Source organism: Flammeovirga sp. SubArs3, assembly GCF_947387565.1.
Classification (GTDB): domain Bacteria; phylum Bacteroidota; class Bacteroidia; order Cytophagales; family Flammeovirgaceae; genus Flammeovirga; species Flammeovirga agarivorans.
In genome coordinates, this window is sequence record NZ_CANDOA010000003.1 from 189,795 (window position 1) to 209,487 (window position 19,693).

Below are 19,693 nucleotides of genomic sequence, written 5' to 3' on the forward strand. Positions count from 1 at the left end.
ATCCTGTTTACAGGTACCTATCATATATCAGTACTTATTTCTTATACCTTTTCAAAGATGTGTATCTCATAACATTTCACTACATACATTTTTGAAAATAGGGTAGTACTGCCTTGTCTGTTTAGAAGTGAAAGCTTCAAAACATTAAAAACAACCAATTTTATTATTCCACTTTAAATTATCATGAAGAGAACTTTATTCTTGTTCTCTTTTATGTTGGGTATTGTAACTTCATTATTTGCCCAAGATAGAAGAGTAGAAGGCGTTGTGTCTGACGCCAACGGCGAAACTTTGCCTGGTGCAACCGTAATGGTTGTAGGAACTACAGTTGGAGCAGTAACCAATTTTGATGGCGAATTTTCAATCTCAGTCCCTGAATCGGGAGAACAACTTCAAGTAAGACTTATCGGTTATACTACTCAAACTGTAAATATTGGTACACAAGCTGTGATCAATTTTACTCTTCAAGAGGATGCTCAAGAATTAGAAGAAGTAGTAGTAACAGCTTTAGGTATGGAAAAAGACAAAAAGTCTTTAGGTTATTCTGTAACTGAAGTAAAAGGTGATGACCTTAAATCTGCGGACAATGACTTATTGAGCTCATTAAACGGTCAGGTTGCAGGTGTTCAAGTAACGGCTTCTTCTGGAGCAGTTGGTGCTTCATCTAGAGTTGTAATTAGAGGTAACTCATCTTTAACTGGCGATAACCAACCACTTTATATTGTTGATGGTGTTCCAGTGGATAACACTTATAACTCAGGTAACACATCTTCAGGTACTGCCGATTTCGGATCTCCAATCTCAGATATTAACCCTGACGATATTGAATCAATGACGGTCTTAAAAGGACCAAACGCAGCAGCCCTTTATGGATCAAGAGCGGTAAATGGTGCAATCATCATTACAACTAAAAAAGGTAAAGGAACGAAAGGTTTAGGTGTAACTTTATCAAACACTACAACTTTCCAAACGCCATTAATCTTACCAGATTACCAAAACACTTATGGTCAAGGTATGAACGGTGAGTTCGCATTCGTAGATGGCCGTGGTGGTGGTACTCATGATGGTTTTGACGAATCATGGGGTCCTCGTTTAGATGCAGGTTACATGGCACCACAGTTCTTCTCTAACGGTGAGTTAGTAGAAATGAAATCTAGCCCTAATAACGTAAGAGATTTCTTCGAAACAGGTCATGTTTCTACAACAAACTTAGCCATTGCTCATGGTACAGATAATACAAACTTGAGATTCTCATTGATGTATTCAGATCAGAAAGGTATGGTACCTAATACTGGTTTAAATAACATCAGTACTTCAATGGCAATTGGTCATAAGATTAGTGACAAGTTAAGATTCGATTCGAAAGTAACATATTCAAATAGACAAGCGGATAACCTTCCAGCACAAGGTTACGGTGCGAACAACGTAATGCAGCAATTTGTATGGTTCGGTCGTCAGGTAGATACTAATCAGCTTAGAGATTATAAAAAAGCAGACGGTACTCCTTATAACTGGAACTACAACTACCATGATAACCCATATTGGATTGTTCATGAGAATACTAACTCACAAAGAAGAGATCGTGTGAATGGTTTTGCTTCATTAAAGTATAACTTCACAGATTACTTAAGCTTACAAGTTAAAGGTGGTACGGACTTCTATTCTGAAAACCGTATGGCAAGAACTGCAAAGTATTCAATCAACAACCCAACTGGTGGATTCGTTGAGGAGAACTATTTTGTAAGTGAATCAAACTTTGATTTCTTATTATCATTCTCGAAAGATTTTGGTCCTGATTGGAACATCTCAGCAAATGCAGGTGGTAACAACATGTATAGAAATTACAAGAGAGATGCAATGGAAGTTACTGGTTTAGCTACAGCAGGTATTTATACTCCAGCGAACGCAGTAGGGCAAGTAGGTGCAACTACATACTTCGAGGAGCAAGTGATTAACTCATTATATGCAACAGGTTCAGTAGGCTTCAGAGATTATTTATTCTTTGATGTTTCAGTAAGAAATGACTGGTCTTCTACTTTACCAGCTGCCAATGATAGCTTCTTATATCCTGCGATGAACCTATCATATGTATTCTCTGAGCATTTAGATTTACCAAACTTTATCTCTAACGCTAAAGTAAGAGGTGGTTGGGCACAAGTAGGTGCTGCTGCCAACCCATACATGTTGATGAACACTTACCGTTCTCCACTTCCATGGGATGGTAACCCGATGTTTAAGTATGAGCATACACAAGCTAACCCTAACTTAAGACCAGAGACTACTAACTCTTGGGAAACAGGTTTAGAGATGAGTTTCTTAAATAACAGATTAGGTTTCGAGGCTGTTTATTATAAGAAAAATACTTACGATCAAATCGTAAATGCTGACGTATCTTCATCTTCAGGATATAGATATTCTACAATTAACGCCGGTGAAATTGAAAACAAAGGTTTTGAATTCTTACTTTATGGTACACCAGTTCAAACAAATGATTTCCAGTGGGATGTTTCATTCAACTTCACTAGAAACGTAAACACAGTAAAATCATTAGCTGATGGCGTAGATTCATTTATCTTAGGTGACTATTGGGGTCTAACAACTGAAGCTCGTCCAGGTGAGGCAATGGGTACTTTATATGGTATCAAATACCAACGTTCTCCTGATGGTGACATCATTGTAAATGAGCAAGGTATTCCTTTAAGAAAAGATGAAAAAGAAGCTTTAGGTGACATCAACCCAGACTGGAGAGGTGGTATCAGAAACACATTCACTTACAAAGGTATTGTAGTTTCAGCATTAATCGATATGTCAATTGGTGGTAGCATCTTCTCAGTAACAAACATGTTTGGTGAGTACGCAGGTGTTCTTGAAAAAACTGCTATTGACAGAGAGAATGGTAGAACTGTAGGTGTTGTACCTGACGGAAATGGTGGATACAAGAAAAACGAAGTATCTGCTGATGCAATGACTTACTACCAGTCTTTATATGGTATTCATGAAGAATACGTGTATGATGCGACTTATGTGAAGTTAGCACAATTATCAATTGGATACCGTTTACCACAAGCTTGGTTGGGTAACTCAGGTATTAAAGGAATGACAGTTTCTGCAGTAGGTAATGATTTATGGATGATGTATAAAAACGCTCCAAACATCGACCCTCAAGCAGGATTTGGTGCAGGTATGGCTGGTCAAGGTTTTGAATTTGGTCAGTTACCAACAGCTAGAAGTTTCGGTTTTGATATCAAGCTTCAATTCTAATCCAATTAATGATTCAAAAGGAGTGTGTTAAAAAGCACTCCAATCCTAAAGTTTACAATTATGACTAAATATATGAAACTAATATCGGCGATTGTTTTGTCGATTAGTTTAACCTCATGTTTTAAGGATTTTGATCAATTAAGAGAAAATCCAAACTACCCATCGAAAGTAGATCCAGAAAGTTTATTTGCCAATGTATTGTATACATCTACAGGTTCTTTCTATGGTGTACAAGGTCAATACTTCAACTTAACAGCTGCAGGTATTTGGTCTCAACATTTCTCAAAAATCCAATACATCGATGAAGATTGGTATGAATACCGTCCTTCAGTAATGGATGAGATCTGGAAAAGAATGTATGCGGGTATCTCTGGAGAAACAAACTTAGCAGGTTTGTATGACTTAGAGTTAGCAATTAAAGCTGCATATGAAAGAAAAGCGAATAATGAAGAAGCTGGAAATGAGGTTGCTGTAAGAAATGATGAGGCATTAATCGGTGCTTTAAAAACTGCAAAAGCTTATTTCTTTATCTCAATGACGGATGCATTTGGTGATATTCCTTACACTGAAGCTTTCCAAACGATTGAGTTAGGTTATGAAACAACAAATTTCCAACCTAAATATGATGACCAAGAGTTCATCTACAAAGCTTTATTAGAAGAGTTAGAAGAAGCAAATGCATTGTTGGCAATTGGTGGTTCTATTGATGGTGGTACTGACCTTATCTATAGAGGTTCCTCTACAAAATGGCAAAAATTAGCGAACTCGTTAGCGGCTCGTATCTATATCAGAATGAGTACAACAGATCCATCTTTTGCTACTGAAGGTTTAACTGCATTGTTTGCAAATGGTGAGAGACCAATGTTTGAATCAAATGCAGATGATGCTGAGTTACAATACTTAGGTTCTCAACCATACATGCAGCCAATTTATTACAACAGATACATCGACAACAGAGATGACTTCGCAGTTTCAAAAACTGTTGTGGATATGTTGAAAGAGAACAATGACAATAGGTTGTATATCTTTGCTCAACCATCTCCTGATTCTAAGCCTGGAGTACCAGTTTATGTTGGTCAAGAGAATGGTGTTCCTAGAGAAGAGTCTCCAAGTTTGAATACAATTTCGAGAATTGGTAACCTTTTCAGAGAGCAAGCTGCGGGTAAATCATTCTGGATGTCATATGCTGAAATTCAGTTTATTAAAGCTGAAGCTGCTTATAGATTAAATGTTCCAGTTGGTGATTACCAAACATTCTTAGAAGCAGGTATCAGAGCATCATTTGAAAAACAGTATTCTGAAGTAGCTGAATACAATGCACCAATTTATCCTGAAGTAGGTGTGGAAGTTGGTCAACCTGGTTCAGATGCTCAAATTGTAATTGATGAGCTAAAAGCAAGTGGAAAAGATCCTATGACACAGATCATGGAACAAAAGTACCTAGCTTTATTCTCAAATGGTGCAGAAGCATATGCTGAGTTAAGAAGAACAGCTTTACCAAGAATTCATTGGGTAAGAGGTGCTAGACAGTATGAAAGAGGTCTTCCTAACAGATTCCCTTATCCTTTCTCTGAGCAAACAACAAACTTCGAGAACTTCTCGAAAGCTGCTCAAGGAATCGAACAAACAGTTTACGGTAAGAAAGTGTGGTTTGCTGAAAAATCACCTGAAATTGACTATCTAATCAATGAATAATATTGATTGAAATCAGGTAGTTGAATAAACTAAGAAACCATCTCTGTAAAGGGATGGTTTTTTTGTTTTTAGTTAAAAAATTGGAAATAATCAAAATCTTTGAAACCTTATATTTTTGACTATTCAGTGATTTAAAAAATTAACGAAGTGTAAATTTCACTTTTGTTACATTGTTTCCAATTAAATAATTGATTTGTAGATTGTTATGTGATTTTTGATTGAATTGAAAAGTTTCATTGTTACTTTGTTGTTAACATAATGTACTATGAATTTAAGATTATTTAGATGTTTATAATGCACAGATAATCAGCAACATAGTGTGTAAGTGAAGAATTGTTCAACTCTTTCTATATGTTAAACGATTTGTGATTTATGTTTATACAGTGTTAAACTTGTATTGCAAACGATAAAAAAATCCAACGCTAAACTTCAGTTCCTAAACTATTAATCCATTAAGAACTACGTTGGGCTAAGCTTGCATTAATACAATAAATAACTTTCAAACTTTTTGAAACATTAAAAAGTATTGTTAGACCCTTTTGAAGGAGTTTTAACCTTTTCAATAGGACTAATTTTATTATCCAATCAATCAATTATTATCTATCAACATGAAAAAAAGAGTACTTCAATTTCTCTTTTTGTTCTTGGGGTTAACAGCTGCGGCTATAGCTCAAGAGCGAAAAATTGAAGGCGTTGTTATGGACGCTTCTGGCGAGACGCTTCCTGGCGCTACAGTAATGGTAGAGGGGACAACTATTGGTGCAGTAACATCTTTTGATGGTACTTTCAGTATCGATGCCCCTGAAACTGCCGAAAAATTAGTCGTAAGACTTATCGGTTACAAAACCCAAACTGTTGCAATCGGCACTCAATCTAAATTTGAGTTTGCAATGGAAGAGGATGTTGAGCAATTAGAAGAAGTAGTTGTTACAGCATTAGGTATCGAAAAAGACAAAAAATCTTTAGGTTATTCAGTTTCTGAAGTAAAAGGAGATGACCTAAAAGGATCAGACAACGGAGTATTAAACAACCTAAATGGTAAAGTTGCTGGTGTGATGGTAAACACTTCATCAGGTGCACCAGGTGCTTCATCTCGTATCACTATCCGTGGTAACTCATCATTAACAGGTAACAACCAACCTTTATTCGTAATTGATGGTGTTCCAGTGGATAACACTTACAACTCTGGTAACACATCTAGTGGTGGTACTGACTTCGGTTCTCCAATTAACGACATCAACCCAGATGATATTGAGTCAATGTCGGTTCTAAAAGGACCAAACGCAGCCGCTTTGTATGGTTCAAGAGCACAAAATGGTGCAATTGTAATTACTACAAAATCAGGTAAAGGTTCAGAAGGTTTAGGTGTTTCATTATCAAACACAACTACTTTCCAAAACCCATTAATTTTACCTAACTACCAAAATGAATATGGTCAAGGTTTAAATGGTCAATTTTCTTTTGTTGATGGTAAAAATGGTGGTGTTTATGATGGTGTGGACGAATCTTGGGGTCCTAAATTAGATGCAGGTTTAATGATTCCTCAATTCCACTCTAATGGTGAGGCAGTGCCATGGGTATCTTCTCCTAACAATGTGGAAGACTTCTTCGAGACAGGTCATGTTTCTACAACAAACCTTTCGATTCAAAACGCTACGGATAAATCAAATGTACGTTTCTCAATGATGTATTCTGACCAAAAAGGTATGGTACCTAACACTGGATTAGAAAACTATTCAGCATCATTGAATTTCGGTCATAAGATCACTGATAAGTTACAATTAGATTCAAAAGTAACTTACTCAAGAAGACAATCAGATAACCTTCCTCAACAAGGTTATGGTGAAAATAACGTCATGCAACAATTCGTATGGGGTGGTCGTCAAGTAGATTACAACTTATTGAAAGACTACAAAAAAGTAGATGGTACTCCATATAACTGGAACTACAACTACCATGACAACCCATACTGGATCTTACATGAGAATACAAACTCGCAGTTAAGAGATCGTATTAATGGTTTTGCTTCATTGAAATGGAACATCACTGATTACTTAAACTTCAAAGTGAAAGGTGGTACAGACTTGTATACTGAAAACCGTTTATCTAAGTCAGCGATGTACTCAATCAACGACCCTGATGGTGGTTTCACAGAGTCTAACTACTTTGTCAATGAAACAAACTTTGATTTCTTATTCTCGTTTTCAAAAGACTTCGGTACTGACTGGAATGTGAATGCTAACTTTGGTGGTAACAACATGTACAGAGTTTACAAATCAAACTCTATGACTGCATTTGGTTTAGCATCACCGGGTGTTTATACTCCTGCTAACGCAACAGGTCAAGTAGATTCTCAAACATATTTCGAAGAGCAAATCATTAACTCATTATATGGTACAGCTTCAGTAGGTTACAAAGATTTCTTATTTGCAGATATCTCAGTTCGTAACGACTGGTCTTCGACTTTACCAAAAGCAAACAACTCTTTCATGTATCCTTCAGTGAACTTATCATATGTATTCTCTGAGCACATGGAATTACCAAACTGGATCTCAAATGGTAAAATTAGAGGTGGTTGGGCAGAAGTAGGTAACGGAGCAACTCCTTACTCAACTTCTAACGTATATGTTTCAGGTCTTCCTTACAATGGCTACCCAATGTTCAAGTATGAGACTACTGAAGCTAACCCTGACTTAAGACCAGAATCTACTCAATCATGGGAAGTTGGTTTAGACATGGCATTCTTAAATAACCGTATTGGATTTGAAGCAGCTTACTACGAGAAGTCAACTTACGACCAAATCGTACCAGCAGACGTTTCAGCAGCATCAGGTTATAGATATTCATATATCAACGCAGGTCAAATCGATAACAAAGGTTTCGAACTAATGGTATATGCTACTCCAGTTCAAACTGAAGATTTAACTTGGGATGTTTCATTCAACTTCTCTAAAAACAAAAACGAAGTTGTTGAATTAGCAGAAGGTATTGATTCATTTGTATTAGGTGAATATTGGGGATTAACTACTGAAGCTCGTCCGGGTGAGGAGTTAGGTACATTCTACGGTTATGCTTACCAAAGAGATGATGCTGGTAACGTATTAGTAGATGAAAATGGTTTCCCAATGAAATCTGAAGAGAAAGAAAAGTTAGGATCAATCAACCCAGATTGGAGAGGTGGTATCCGTAACTCAATCTCTTACAAGAACTTCACTTTATCAGCATTGATTGATATCTCTATGGGTGGTAATATCTTCTCTGTATCAAACATGTTTGGTGAATATGCAGGTGTACTAGACGTAACTGCTGTAAACCGTGAAGATGGTAGAGTAACTCAAGGTGTAGGTGTTGACGGTAACCCTAACACAATTGTTGTACCTGCTCAAGATTACTACCAATCATTATATGGTATCCACGAAGAGTATTTATATGATGCATCTTATGTTAAGTTAGCAGAGTTGTCTATCGCATATAATATTCCTTCATCTTTAACTAAAAAGTATGGTATCAAGGGAATGAGTGTTGCATTTGTTGGTAACAACTTATGGATGATTCACTCTAATGCTCCTAACATTGATCCTCAAGCTGGTTTCGGTACTGGTTTAGACGGTCAAGGATTTGAATTCGGTCAATTACCATCGCCAAGAAGCTATGGTTTTGATATCAAAATGAAATTCTAATCTACCAGCTTAGTAAGTTAATTTAGATATTAGGGAGGGTAAAACCTCCTGACTTAATACTTCAATAAGAATGAAAAAATTATTAATATATGCAGCGTCATTAATGATTTCTTTAGGAACAACTTCTTGTTTCAAAGACTTTGATGATATGCAAGTAAATCCAAACTACCCTTCGGAGGTTAATCCAGGTAACTTATTTGCCAACGCAACTTTCTCAAGAATTGGTGGTATTTACGGTGTTCAAGCTGAGGACTTCAACATGACAGCTTCAGGTTTATGGGCACAACACTTTGCTAAAATTCAATACATCGACGAAGACTGGTATGAGTACAGATCTGGTGCTATTGATGGATACTGGAAGTACATGTTATCAGGTTCAAGTACAAATGGATCTGCTTCAATGTATGATTTAGAATTAGCTTTACATAGTGTAAGAAACACTAAGGAGGAGCTTTTAGCAAGTGATCCAGCGTATGATGTTGCTGATTTAGAAGCAATGGAAGGTGCAATCTTAGTGATGCGTTCTTACTTCTTCTCGGTAATGACAGACGTTTGGGGTGATATTCCTTATTCTGAAGCATTCAAAACGGTTGCATTAGGGTATGAGAAGACAATCACTCAACCTAAATATGACGCTCAGAAAGATATTTATGATGATCTTTTTGTACAGTTAGAAAAAGCTAACGAGTTATTAGCAGGTGGTGGTAATGTTGAATCACAAGCAGATATGATCTATGGTGGTGATGCTAAAAAATGGCAAAAGTTTGCGAACTCTTTAGCTGCTCGTCTTTATATCCATATTTCAAAAGTAGATCAAGGTAAAGCACAAGAAGGGTTAACGAAAATCTTTTCTAATGCTGGTAAATATCCTGTATTTACTTCGGTAGAGGATGATGCAATGTTAACTTACTCTGGTTCACAACCATACGAGCACCCATTCTTCGAGAACTATGTTCGTGATGCGCGTGACGATCACTCTTCTTCTAAGACAATGATCGACATGTTGAAAGCTAGAAAAGATACTCGTATGTATATCTACGCTACACCAACTCCAGCTTCGATCACAGTATTTGATTCTACTGGTAACGCAGCAGATATTCAATATGTAGGTCAAGAAAACGGTGTGCCGAAGAGCGAAGATTTCAAATTAGCAGAAAGATCTCGTATCGGTGTTCTTTACAGAGTAACTCCAAATGGTGTTTCTCATGTAATGTCATATTCTGAATTAGAATTTATCAAAGCTGAGGCTGCAGCCGTTTTAGGAATTGGTGCAGCAGGTGATCCTCAAACAGCTTATAACAATGGTATTAGAGCTTCTTTTGAAAGACAATACTTATTAGCTGATAATTATGGTATCAAAACAGCGTCATTTGGTGAGCAAAACGGTTCAATTTCTTTTGCTGAGTCAAAAGTGATCGAAGAAGATGGTTATGAAGTAGAGATTGCTTACTCTAATGTTGATGAGCACTACAACAGAACTATTGCACAACCAAACGTAGCTTGGGATGCAGGTAATGCAGCACAACTAATCGCTGAACAAAAGTTTATCTCATTATTTACAAACGGTCCTGAGGTATTTACTGAAGTAAGAAGAACAAACTTCCCTCAGTTAACTTTTGTAAGAGGTGGTACACAATATAAAGGTTTAGGTTTACCATTCCGTTTCCCATATGCGATCTCTGAGCAAACTGCAAACGCAGCTAACTGGTCAGAAGCAGCAACTGGTATTACTAACACTATGTATGGTAAAACAGTATGGTGGAACACAGCTGAGTTTGATAACTATAGAGTTATTGAATAAGGGTAATATTAGGAGTTCTTCCTAAATCATAAAAAGTCAGTAGGCATAGTTTTGCTTACTGACTTTTTTCATTTTCAAATTACTAGGAAGATGGGTTATTAAAATGTAATAATAAAAAAGCCTGAGCAATTCATTTTGCTCAGGCTTTTGCTATTGAAGGACGTATTAATCTACTTTTTTAAAGACTGTAGCTGTTCTATTGGTATTATAAATAGAGATACACTTATCTTCATCAGTAAAGAAACGATCTTCTGTATTAATTCTATCATGACCACCAAATCTCTTCTCGTCAGATGAGAAAAGGATCTCATAAGAACCTGATTCTCCTGCGAAGAATTTGTAGTTTGGTAATGAGTGATTTGCATGGAAATTAAATACAAATACTAAGTCACCTTTTTGGAAACAGATCGTTTTGTTATCTGTATCCATATTTAAAAGGTTTACTGGAGTATCAGGTTCCAATGTGTGATGATCTCTTACCAAATGGATCATTGCTGCATCAAAATTATTTAATTTCTGATATCTTAAGAAGCCATTTTCTGCTAAAGACCATTGTCTTCTTGCGTACTGGTAGCTCCATCCATTACCTTCTCTTGGGAAATCAATCCATTCCGGATGACCGAATTCATTACCCATAAAGTTTAAGTAACCTTCACCACCTAAAACACAAGTAAGGAAACGAATCATTTTATGAAGTGCAACTCCTCTGTCTACTACTATGCTACCAGATTCATTATCCATCCCAGTATACATTTCAGCATCCATTAACCACATTGCAATAGTCTTATCACCAACTAATGCTTGGTCATGAGATTCACTATATGCAATGGCCTTTTCGTTAGCTCTTCTGTTTAGCATTACCGACCAGAAATCCCAGATATTCCAATCTTCGTCCTGTTGTTCTTCTAAGATTTTAATCCAGAAATCAGGAATACCCATTGATAATCTGTAATCGAAACCAACACCACCATCTTGAGTTGCTCTACTAAGACCAGGCATACCAGAAACATCTTCAGCAATACTGATAACGTCTGGCTTAATATCATGTGCAATTTCGTTGGCTAATTGTAAATACCTTACAGCATCAACGTCAACACCCATATTAAAGTAATCGTCATAACTACCAAATCCAGCGTGACCATGGTGATGGTACATCATTGAAGTAACACCATCAAAACGGAATCCATCGAAATGATATTCCTCTAACCAATATCTAACATTTGAAGCTAAGAACTGAATAACCTCCCATTTACTGTAATCGAAAAGTTTTGAATCCCAATCTGGGTGATCACCTTTCTCTCCAGCATGGAAATATTGATAGACAGTACCATCAAATTCATTAATACCCTCATTATGGTTTTTTACTGCATGTGAATGGACAATATCCATGATAACAGCAATTCCCATACTGTGGGCAGTCTTAATTAATTGCTTTAATTCCTCAGGAGTACCAAATTTAGAAGTGGCAGCATAGAAGTTACTTACATGATAACCGAATGATCCATAGTAGGGGTGTTCCTGTACAGCCATTAGCTGAATACAGTTGTAACCTAAATCACGGACTTTTGGTAATACATTATCAGTAAACTCTTTATATGTACCCATTTTCTCCTCTTCTTGAGACATACCAACGTGGGCCTCATAGATAATAGGAGCATGGATTGAACTTGTTTTAAAATCATCACCTGACCAATCAAAATTTGTTTGATCAGAGAACCAAACCTGTCCCTTGAAATTAGGAGAGTTAGGTTCTTGAACTACTCTTTCGATATAAGCAGGAATTCTATCTTGATCACCTAATTGTGATAAAACTCTTACTTTAATAAAACTACCATGAACAAATGTATCTTTATATTCTTCTTTAGGTAAGAAGATCTCCCAGACACCATTCCATTCATTAGAACCTTCTATTCGTTTTAAAGGATGAGAATCTCTATTCCAATTGTTAAAGTCGCCCGTTAAAAACAAAGCATGTGCAGCAGGGGCCCACTCTCTGTACCACCAACCGTTGTTAGTAGCATCATAGTTAATTCCTAAGAAAGTATGAGCACCAGCAAAATTGTATAGACTACCATACTTATTCGTTAAATCATTTTTTAATTGATTATAAGAATTGATACGTGCCTCAATTTGCTCTGTTTGTGGTTCTAACCACGGGTCATCTTTTACTATTTGTGGTAATTTTTTACTCATCTTATTTTTCAAAAAGTATAGTTTTCTGTATGATATGCAAACTAAGGAATCTTTTCCTATTTACAATTTAAGTGTATGCTTTACACAGTGAAAAAATATATGTAAAACATTAAATATTCTTATTTAAACCGATTTCAATAACACATTTATATCAATTATAAATAGTTAAAAATCTAAATAGTGTTATATAAAGTGTATTTCTAACTGTTAATGAGGTTTAATAGTTGGGTAAGTCATCAATTTTCAAGGCTTTGTAATAGATAATATTGGTCATCTATTAGCCATTCCATAAAAAACAATTACATTTGCCCCCGAATAAGAATTAGTTAATTTCAACACCATAGTTTTGGTGTTAAAGATTTACTTACAAAGGAATGAAAACAATAATAGCACCCTCGGTTCTAGCGGCTGATTTTGCCAACCTTCAAAGAGATGTTGAACTAATCAATGACAGTAAAGCAGATTGGTTCCATATTGATATTATGGACGGTATGTTTGTACCTAACATCTCATTTGGTTTACCAGTATGTGCAGCAATTAAGAAGCATGCTAAGAAACCTATGGATGTTCATTTAATGATCGAACAACCAGATCGTTATTTGGAAGCTTTCAAAAAAGCAGGAGCAGATATGATTTCTGTACATGCTGAAGCTTGTCCTCATCTTCATAGAACTATTCAAAACATTAAAGAGTTAGGTTTAAAAGCTGGTGTGGCTTTAAACCCACATACTTCTTTAGATTGTTTGGAGTTCTTATTAAACGACATCGATTACGTTTGTATCATGTCTGTAAACCCAGGATTTGGCGGGCAAAAGTTTATTCCTTCTACTTATGACAAAGTAAGAAAGCTTAAATCAATGATTGATGCAGCAGGTGCTGATGTGTTGATTCAAATTGATGGAGGTGTAGATGCTTCAAACTATGATAAATTAGCTGAGGCAGGTGCAACGGTATTGGTTGCAGGTAGTTATGTTTTTGGAGCTGAAGACCCTAAAGCAGCTATCGAAAAGATTAAAATCGATTAAATAAGAAAGCATCTCTTAGGATGCATATACTTTTGATGAATAGTTAGGTTAAAGTGGTATCATTGAAATAAAAGTTTATTTTTGTAATACCTCTTCTACTTAACTATTCATTTTTTTAACCAATAACTCAGAAGATATGCAAGTTTTTAAATTCGGAGGTGCCTCAGTAAAAAGTGCTGAAGCAGTTAGCAATGTAAAAGACATTATTAAAAATTGTTCTGAGCAGAAAAACCTAGTGGTAGTTATCTCTGCAATGGGTAAAACCACAAACCTTATAGAGAGGATTGTAGTAGACTATCTTAGAGGTGTTGATTATCAGGAACATATTGACCAATTAAGAACTTTTCATTTTGATATTGCAAAGGGGCTTTTTAACAACCCATCAGCGAGTATTTTTCAGCAGATCGAAAAACTAATTTGTGATCTAGAATCTTACTTAAAATTAAGATACTTTTCTGATGATGAATTGTATGATCAAGTAGTCTGTTTTGGTGAGCTTTTATCTACTCATATCGTATCGGCTTATTTAAACCAAGAAGGAGTGGATACTCAGTTCTTAGATGCAAGAATTTATATTCAGACAGATAATAACTGGAGAGAGGGAGATATAGATTGGGCTTGGACCACCAAAATGATACAAAATGATGTGAAACCAATGATTCAAGACAGTATTGTGGTGACTCAAGGTTTTATTGGTGGTACAATTAATAATAAAACGACAACCTTAGGTCGGGAAGGATCAGATTTCTCTGCAGCAATTTTCGCGTATTGTTTAGATGCAGAAAAGGTGTGTATTTGGAAAGATGTTCCGGGCATAATGAGTAGTGATCCTCGAAGAATTGATGAGGTAACGCTGTTTAAACAATTGCCCTATAAGTATGCGGCGGAACTCACTTATTATGGGGCAACCGTTATTCATCCAAAAACAATAAGACCGTTGGCATTAAAAAACATTCCGTTATATGTCAATTCGTTTTTAGAACCGGATAAAGAGGGAACAGTGATTGGAGACTTTTCTGATTACCCAACAACCACTTCAGTGATATTCAAACCTAACCAAGCGATTATCAGGTTTGAAGAACAAGATTACTTAAATGTTTCGAAAGGAGACTTAGGAGTAGTTTTTAGTGAATGTGCTCGTTTGAACATTAAGATCAATATGATTAAAAACTCAGCACTTTCTTTGTCAATATGTACTAATAACGAAACAAGTAAAATTGATAAACTGAAGGATCTTTTTAGTGACAAATTCGTAGTTCAAGTGACTACTGGGTTGGAGTTGATTACCTTTAAAAATTACAAGGAAACCACTCTAAATGAGCTTAAAATAGATCTTTCTGATGTTTATATGAGACAATTTTCAAGAGATACATTACAAGTTGCCGTTAAGGTAGAAGGTGATTAAATCTTTTTATTAATTGATTTCATTATTTATATTAGAAAGGAGAATATTCTTGCATCCTAAAAATGGAAATGAGATATTCACAACTTTAAAAAATGATTAACCCAAGCAGTAGTAGCTATTACTGCTTAGATAATTAGAATATGGATACAACAGCAATCGACAAGGCACTTATTGCTATTATTGAAAAACGCCAACAATTAAATGCTTTATCATATGAAGACGAATCATATGATGATATTGAAGATGAATTGCATGACCTTGAAGATGATTTCATCGATGAACATGGTGAAGCTTTAGAAGATATTATTGGTGACGTCCATGAGGACTTTTCAGTAGATACTGAGGTGCTTTCTCCATTAAGTTATATTGCTCAAGAATATGTTAAAACAGGAGAGAATGAAACAGGAAATCAATATGACTGTAACCATTCTCAAGGTGTTCCAGTAGAAGTTGATGAGTTGGAAAGTAAGCCTACTAAATTGGTACTTATTCCAAACCCATTAAGAATTATCTTAAATGTTGATGCTAGAAATAGAAAAGTAGCTTGGTCTAACGAATAATTTCTCATCATTAAGAATAAAAAAGCCTTCATATAATATTATATGAAGGCTTTTTTTCTTGCTGGGACTACTTGATCAGTCCCATCTGCATTCCTATCCATTCATTAAGGTCCTTGAATAAGAAAGGGTGATAACCTTCGATTTCGGTAAGTTGGACATCACCTCTTTTTCCTCCTTGAATAATAAAGTGATTAGACTTTTTCATAATCTTAGTCTCAAAATTTTGAGTATTTGAGAAAGTCTTTATTCTTTCCTCATTTAGTGTTGGATTAAGAATGTTGTCAAATTCACCGTAATATGTTAGTACAGGGATATTTAATTTTTCCCAATACGGTTTCGCATCAAACTTATAGTAGCGTTTCCACCATTGAATATAATCTTCTTCATCTAAGGTAGTGACATATTCAGTCATTGGCGTTACGAGGATCGCTTTTTCAGCTTCAGTAAGTTCTGGTGTTTTCTGACCATCCTCTAAATATTTCATCAATAGGTTTTGATATTTCAGGGTGAGGTCAATATCAAATTGAGTAAACTGATCTGCTCTTAATCGCTGCTCTAAAGCTTGTTTTTCTTGATCAGCAAAAGAGGATACAGAACCTGAAATATTGACAATAAATTTAAGGTCATCTCTTTCAGAAGCTGCAATTGGCATCACATATCCTGCTTGATCAAAACCAACCAAACCAATTCGGTCAGCATCAATATGTTTCGCTTTCTTCAACTTATTGATAATCTGAGTTAAGTCAGAAGCTAAATCATTAAAGTCAGCAGATTTAATATCTCCAGTGGAAAGACCACATCCTCTTTTATCATAAACGAATGTAGCAATGCCGTAATATGGTAGAGTTCTCACATATTCATCAAACATATTTCCTCTAAATTGAGGACCTGCTCCTGGAACAAAAATGACCAAAGGAATTTTGTTGTGATCTATATTAGGATACGTCAGTGTTCCTTCGATATCAATATCTTTATTCTTTACAGTAATCTCTTTAATATTGGCTAATTCTTGCAGTCGTTTACCTTCTTTCAAGGATGTTCCTTCAGTAAATGAATCGTATTGTAAACGTAGTGCTTCTCCAGCATCATTTCTAAATAAAGTAATATGAAAATCTGTTGGATATGAAGTAGCCATCTTAGGCCCAGCGGCAAATGTTACTCTATTCTTATCCTTATAAATTGGATATAAAATACGTTGCTTACCGTTATAGAAATCTAATACTCTTAGTGGGTGTGTAGTGCCATCAATATAAAAAGGTTCTATTTGTATGATACGGCCATCTTCGAAACTAAAGAATCCTAGAAGACTACCCATGTCATTGATGTCGATAGAAGCTACTCGAATTAAGTTACAATTGATAGTTTTGAAACCTACTTCAAGCTTACCCATGATGGTACTATCATTTAGGATTTCACCTTTGTAAGTGGCAGCCATTGAAGGTGTATCGATCTGAAAAGTAAGAGAATCGGAGGTTTCTTTATAGTTTTCAACTTTCTCTGTTTCTTCTTGATGATAGAATAGTTTTACTTTAATCACTGAGTCGATATTTACAAAAACCAAGTCAGGATATAGTTCAAAATCTACTGTACCAATCCATTTTCCTTCTAGGTTTTCATTTAACCATTGTGCATTTGCGTTTTGTAGTGAAAAAAATGAAATGATTAGAAATACAAAAAAATTACGCATACTAAGGATTAATTTGGAAACCGATTACTAAAATGTCATCGATTTGATTTTCTTTTTTTCCTTCACCTTCCATCCATCGGTTTAAGAATTGGTTAAGTGAAAGTAACTGTTTGTCGAAAGGAAGTTTAGATAACATAAATAAAAGCTCTCTGAACTTTTTTCTGCCGATTTTTCTATTCTGAGGTCCACCAAACTGATCTTGATAACCATCAGACGCAATATAAAATGAAGTGGGAGCAGTAATTACTACTCGTTGAAGTTTGTATTTGAATTTCTCAATATCTGCTGCTCCAATACTCATTTTGTCTCCTTTAACCTGTAATAATCGATCATTAGCGATATAAATTAAAGGGTTTTTAGCACCAGCAAAGTTAAGAATAGAATTTCTTTTTTCGTAGACACAAATGGCCAAGTCCATTCCGTCCTTTAACTTTCTTGTTCCTTCATCTTTTTCATGAAGTTCGCCGATAATTGCTTTATTTAAACGGTCAAGTATTTTGTTGGGCATCCATACCTTATCAGTAACTACAATCTTTTTAAGAAGACGCTCTCCAATCATAGACATGAATGCACCTGGAACACCATGACCTGTACAATCTATTGCGGCTATAAATATATGCTTATCTGTTTCATGATGCCAATAAAAATCACCAGATACAATATCTTTTGGTCTAAAAAGGACAAATGAGTTTTCGAATGAATGTTTTATGCTTTTATCTGAGGGTAAAATAGCTTGCTGAATTCTTTGAGCATAATTGATACTTGCAGTTATTTTCTCATTTTTTGTTGAAAGTTGTTTTTTCTGTAATTCAATCTCAGAGTTTTGTGATACTAATGTTTGGTTCATGCTTTGAATCTCACCGTAAGCAGATTCAATTTTACGCGTATAACGATCTGCTTCTGAAGACATTTTTTCCATTTGACGAGTTCTTTCTTTAACTCTTCTTTCTAATGTCTTTCTATCATTTTCTTGTTGCTTAAATAAATTTGCTTGAACGATTTCTGTTTCCCTCTGTATAATTTTAAATTTATCACTTAAGGCAAGAGAAAGTAAAGTGATCTCTAAAATCACTCCAATGCTCAAAGCATTGTCCGTAATGAAATTTAGAGGTAAAATGCCCATAAGAGCTAAATTGTGAGTAAATATTCCTAATGAGAATACTGCCCATGCCATGATAAAAAATCGAGCAAACTTATTTCCTTTATTATAAATTACGATTCCGGATGTGATCAGAACTATGGCATTTAAGGTAGATACTTTATTCATGGTACCCATTACCGTTTCATAGGTGCCAAATAAAGAGAATATTCCTAATAGAATACCGAATGACATCATTACTAAAAGAGCATAATACATAGGTTTCGAATATATTTTTGCTTTTAGAAAGGATAGTGTAAATACCGTTGATGTGGTAATCCAAAAACTGATTGCAATAGGGATATTCACTTTTTGCATGAAAATACTCCATGGATGTAAGTATTGAAAACTATGACCTGTTTCACTACTGAAGAAAAATAGATTGCCGAAAATAGGAAAGATGTATAACAAATAATTGATGTCCTTTAATGAAAAGAATATCATTAAGTTATAGATAATCATAATCAGAATAATCCCAAAGTATAAACCAAATAGCATCTCGGATAACATACTACTCTCCAAGAATGAATCAGAAGTATGAAACTTTAGAGGTAAATACATTGCATTTAATGACTTGGCATTGATATATAGTTGGTATTTGGTTTTCGGTTTTAAGTCTAATGGGATAATAAAATTCCTGTGTTCAATAATTCTTGAATTAAAAGGAAATAGATCACCCATCTCCCAAGAAATAAAGTTATTTTTCCCTTCTTCGATCAGGTATATTTTTAGGTAATCCAAACTAGGATTATCAATTTCAAAGTACCATGATTGTGCATGGTTAATATCATGATCAATAGGGATATTAATCCAAACCTGTTTATCTGTAAAACCTAAATTTAAAGTCTCATTATAGTTGCTAAAAAGATTGTGCTTTCTTCTGATATCATTAATTGTGTAGATAGAATCTGTTTGGAAATATTTTCCAGAAGAATTGGGTTCTATTTCTTCAGTTAGTTCATCCAAAAGTAGTCTTTGATTTTGGGCATGAATCATAGAAGAAATAAGCAAGAAAATAGTTGTATAGGTTATAAGTATTTTCATGAAAAAAAGTAATAGTTGTGTTAGTATACGAAAAGGTTGTATCTTTATATATAGATATTATCTATACAATTAGTATGTAAATAACGTTCCCAATGTATATTTCTATATAATTATAACATATTTATTCTACATTAGAAACATTCCATCGCGTAGATCGTATCTTACATTACATAATAATCAAACTAGATTAATATTCCTGTTTTG

Annotated in this window: 10 protein-coding genes; 7 read left to right on the plus strand and 3 right to left on the minus strand. The window is 35.1% G+C overall.

Annotation, left to right across the window (positions count from 1 at the left end):
* The first annotated feature begins 183 nt into the window (after positions 1 to 183).
* The 4 genes from QL232_RS09945 to QL232_RS09960 all read left to right on the plus strand — a co-directional run bounded on the left by QL232_RS09945 (position 184) and on the right by QL232_RS09960 (position 10,437).
* Positions 184 to 3,261: a SusC/RagA family TonB-linked outer membrane protein gene (locus QL232_RS09945; RefSeq protein ID WP_168883007.1), complete on the plus strand. Its 3,078-nt coding sequence runs from the start codon at positions 184 to 186 to the stop codon at positions 3,259 to 3,261.
* Positions 3,262 to 3,333: 72 nt separating this feature from the next.
* Positions 3,334 to 4,956, plus strand: a complete 1,623-nt coding sequence (locus QL232_RS09950) for a SusD/RagB family nutrient-binding outer membrane lipoprotein (RefSeq protein ID WP_281614011.1) — start codon at positions 3,334 to 3,336, stop codon at positions 4,954 to 4,956.
* Positions 4,957 to 5,564: 608 nt separating this feature from the next.
* Positions 5,565 to 8,636 (plus strand): SusC/RagA family TonB-linked outer membrane protein, encoded by a 3,072-nt coding sequence (locus QL232_RS09955; protein WP_281614012.1) that lies wholly within the window; start codon positions 5,565 to 5,567, stop codon positions 8,634 to 8,636.
* Between the two features lie 70 nt (positions 8,637 to 8,706).
* Entirely contained in the window at positions 8,707 to 10,437 is a 1,731-nt protein-coding gene (locus QL232_RS09960; protein WP_281614013.1) for a SusD/RagB family nutrient-binding outer membrane lipoprotein, read from the plus strand.
* A 165-nt stretch (positions 10,438 to 10,602) separates the two neighbouring features.
* Here QL232_RS09960 and QL232_RS09965 read toward each other — a convergent pair whose 3' ends face one another.
* On the minus strand, positions 10,603 to 12,630 hold the full coding sequence (locus QL232_RS09965) for an alpha-amylase family glycosyl hydrolase (RefSeq protein WP_281614014.1): 2,028 nt from the start codon (positions 12,628 to 12,630) through the stop codon (positions 10,603 to 10,605).
* A 374-nt stretch (positions 12,631 to 13,004) separates the two neighbouring features.
* Here QL232_RS09965 and rpe point away from each other — a divergent pair, with 374 nt between their 5' ends.
* The 3 genes from rpe to QL232_RS09980 all read left to right on the plus strand — a co-directional run bounded on the left by rpe (position 13,005) and on the right by QL232_RS09980 (position 15,620).
* Complete coding sequence (gene rpe / locus QL232_RS09970) at positions 13,005 to 13,655, plus strand: ribulose-phosphate 3-epimerase (RefSeq protein WP_168883012.1); 651 nt, start codon at positions 13,005 to 13,007, stop codon at positions 13,653 to 13,655.
* Positions 13,656 to 13,791: 136 nt separating this feature from the next.
* On the plus strand, positions 13,792 to 15,060 hold the full coding sequence (locus QL232_RS09975; protein ID WP_281614015.1) for an aspartate kinase: 1,269 nt from the start codon (positions 13,792 to 13,794) through the stop codon (positions 15,058 to 15,060).
* Between the two features lie 140 nt (positions 15,061 to 15,200).
* Entirely contained in the window at positions 15,201 to 15,620 is a 420-nt protein-coding gene (locus tag QL232_RS09980) for a hypothetical protein (protein ID WP_168883014.1), read from the plus strand.
* A 67-nt stretch (positions 15,621 to 15,687) separates the two neighbouring features.
* On the opposite strand, the gene QL232_RS09985 is transcribed toward QL232_RS09980, so the two are convergent.
* Positions 15,688 to 17,307 (minus strand): alpha/beta hydrolase, encoded by a 1,620-nt coding sequence (locus tag QL232_RS09985; protein ID WP_281614016.1) that lies wholly within the window; start codon positions 17,305 to 17,307, stop codon positions 15,688 to 15,690.
* A gap of 1 nt (position 17,308) precedes the next feature.
* Positions 17,309 to 19,489: a 7TM diverse intracellular signaling domain-containing protein gene (locus QL232_RS09990; RefSeq protein ID WP_281614017.1), complete on the minus strand. Its 2,181-nt coding sequence runs from the start codon at positions 19,487 to 19,489 to the stop codon at positions 17,309 to 17,311.
* Positions 19,490 to 19,693: the final 204 nt, after the last annotated feature.

What these genes read in the sequence shown, in the direction of transcription:
- QL232_RS09945 (WP_168883007.1), top strand. Translation starts at nt 184, where the DNA reads ATGAAGAGAACTTTATTCTTGTTCTCTTTTATGTTGGGTATTGTAACT.
- QL232_RS09950 (WP_281614011.1), top strand. Translation starts at nt 3,334, where the DNA reads ATGAAACTAATATCGGCGATTGTTTTGTCGATTAGTTTAACCTCATGT.
- QL232_RS09955 (WP_281614012.1), top strand. Translation starts at nt 5,565, where the DNA reads ATGAAAAAAAGAGTACTTCAATTTCTCTTTTTGTTCTTGGGGTTAACA.
- QL232_RS09960 (WP_281614013.1), top strand. Translation starts at nt 8,707, where the DNA reads ATGAAAAAATTATTAATATATGCAGCGTCATTAATGATTTCTTTAGGA.
- QL232_RS09965 (WP_281614014.1), bottom strand. Translation starts at nt 12,630, where the DNA reads ATGAGTAAAAAATTACCACAAATAGTAAAAGATGACCCGTGGTTAGAA.
- rpe (WP_168883012.1), top strand. Translation starts at nt 13,005, where the DNA reads ATGAAAACAATAATAGCACCCTCGGTTCTAGCGGCTGATTTTGCCAAC.
- QL232_RS09975 (WP_281614015.1), top strand. Translation starts at nt 13,792, where the DNA reads ATGCAAGTTTTTAAATTCGGAGGTGCCTCAGTAAAAAGTGCTGAAGCA.
- QL232_RS09980 (WP_168883014.1), top strand. Translation starts at nt 15,201, where the DNA reads ATGGATACAACAGCAATCGACAAGGCACTTATTGCTATTATTGAAAAA.
- QL232_RS09985 (WP_281614016.1), bottom strand. Translation starts at nt 17,307, where the DNA reads ATGCGTAATTTTTTTGTATTTCTAATCATTTCATTTTTTTCACTACAA.
- QL232_RS09990 (WP_281614017.1), bottom strand. Translation starts at nt 19,489, where the DNA reads ATGAAAATACTTATAACCTATACAACTATTTTCTTGCTTATTTCTTCT.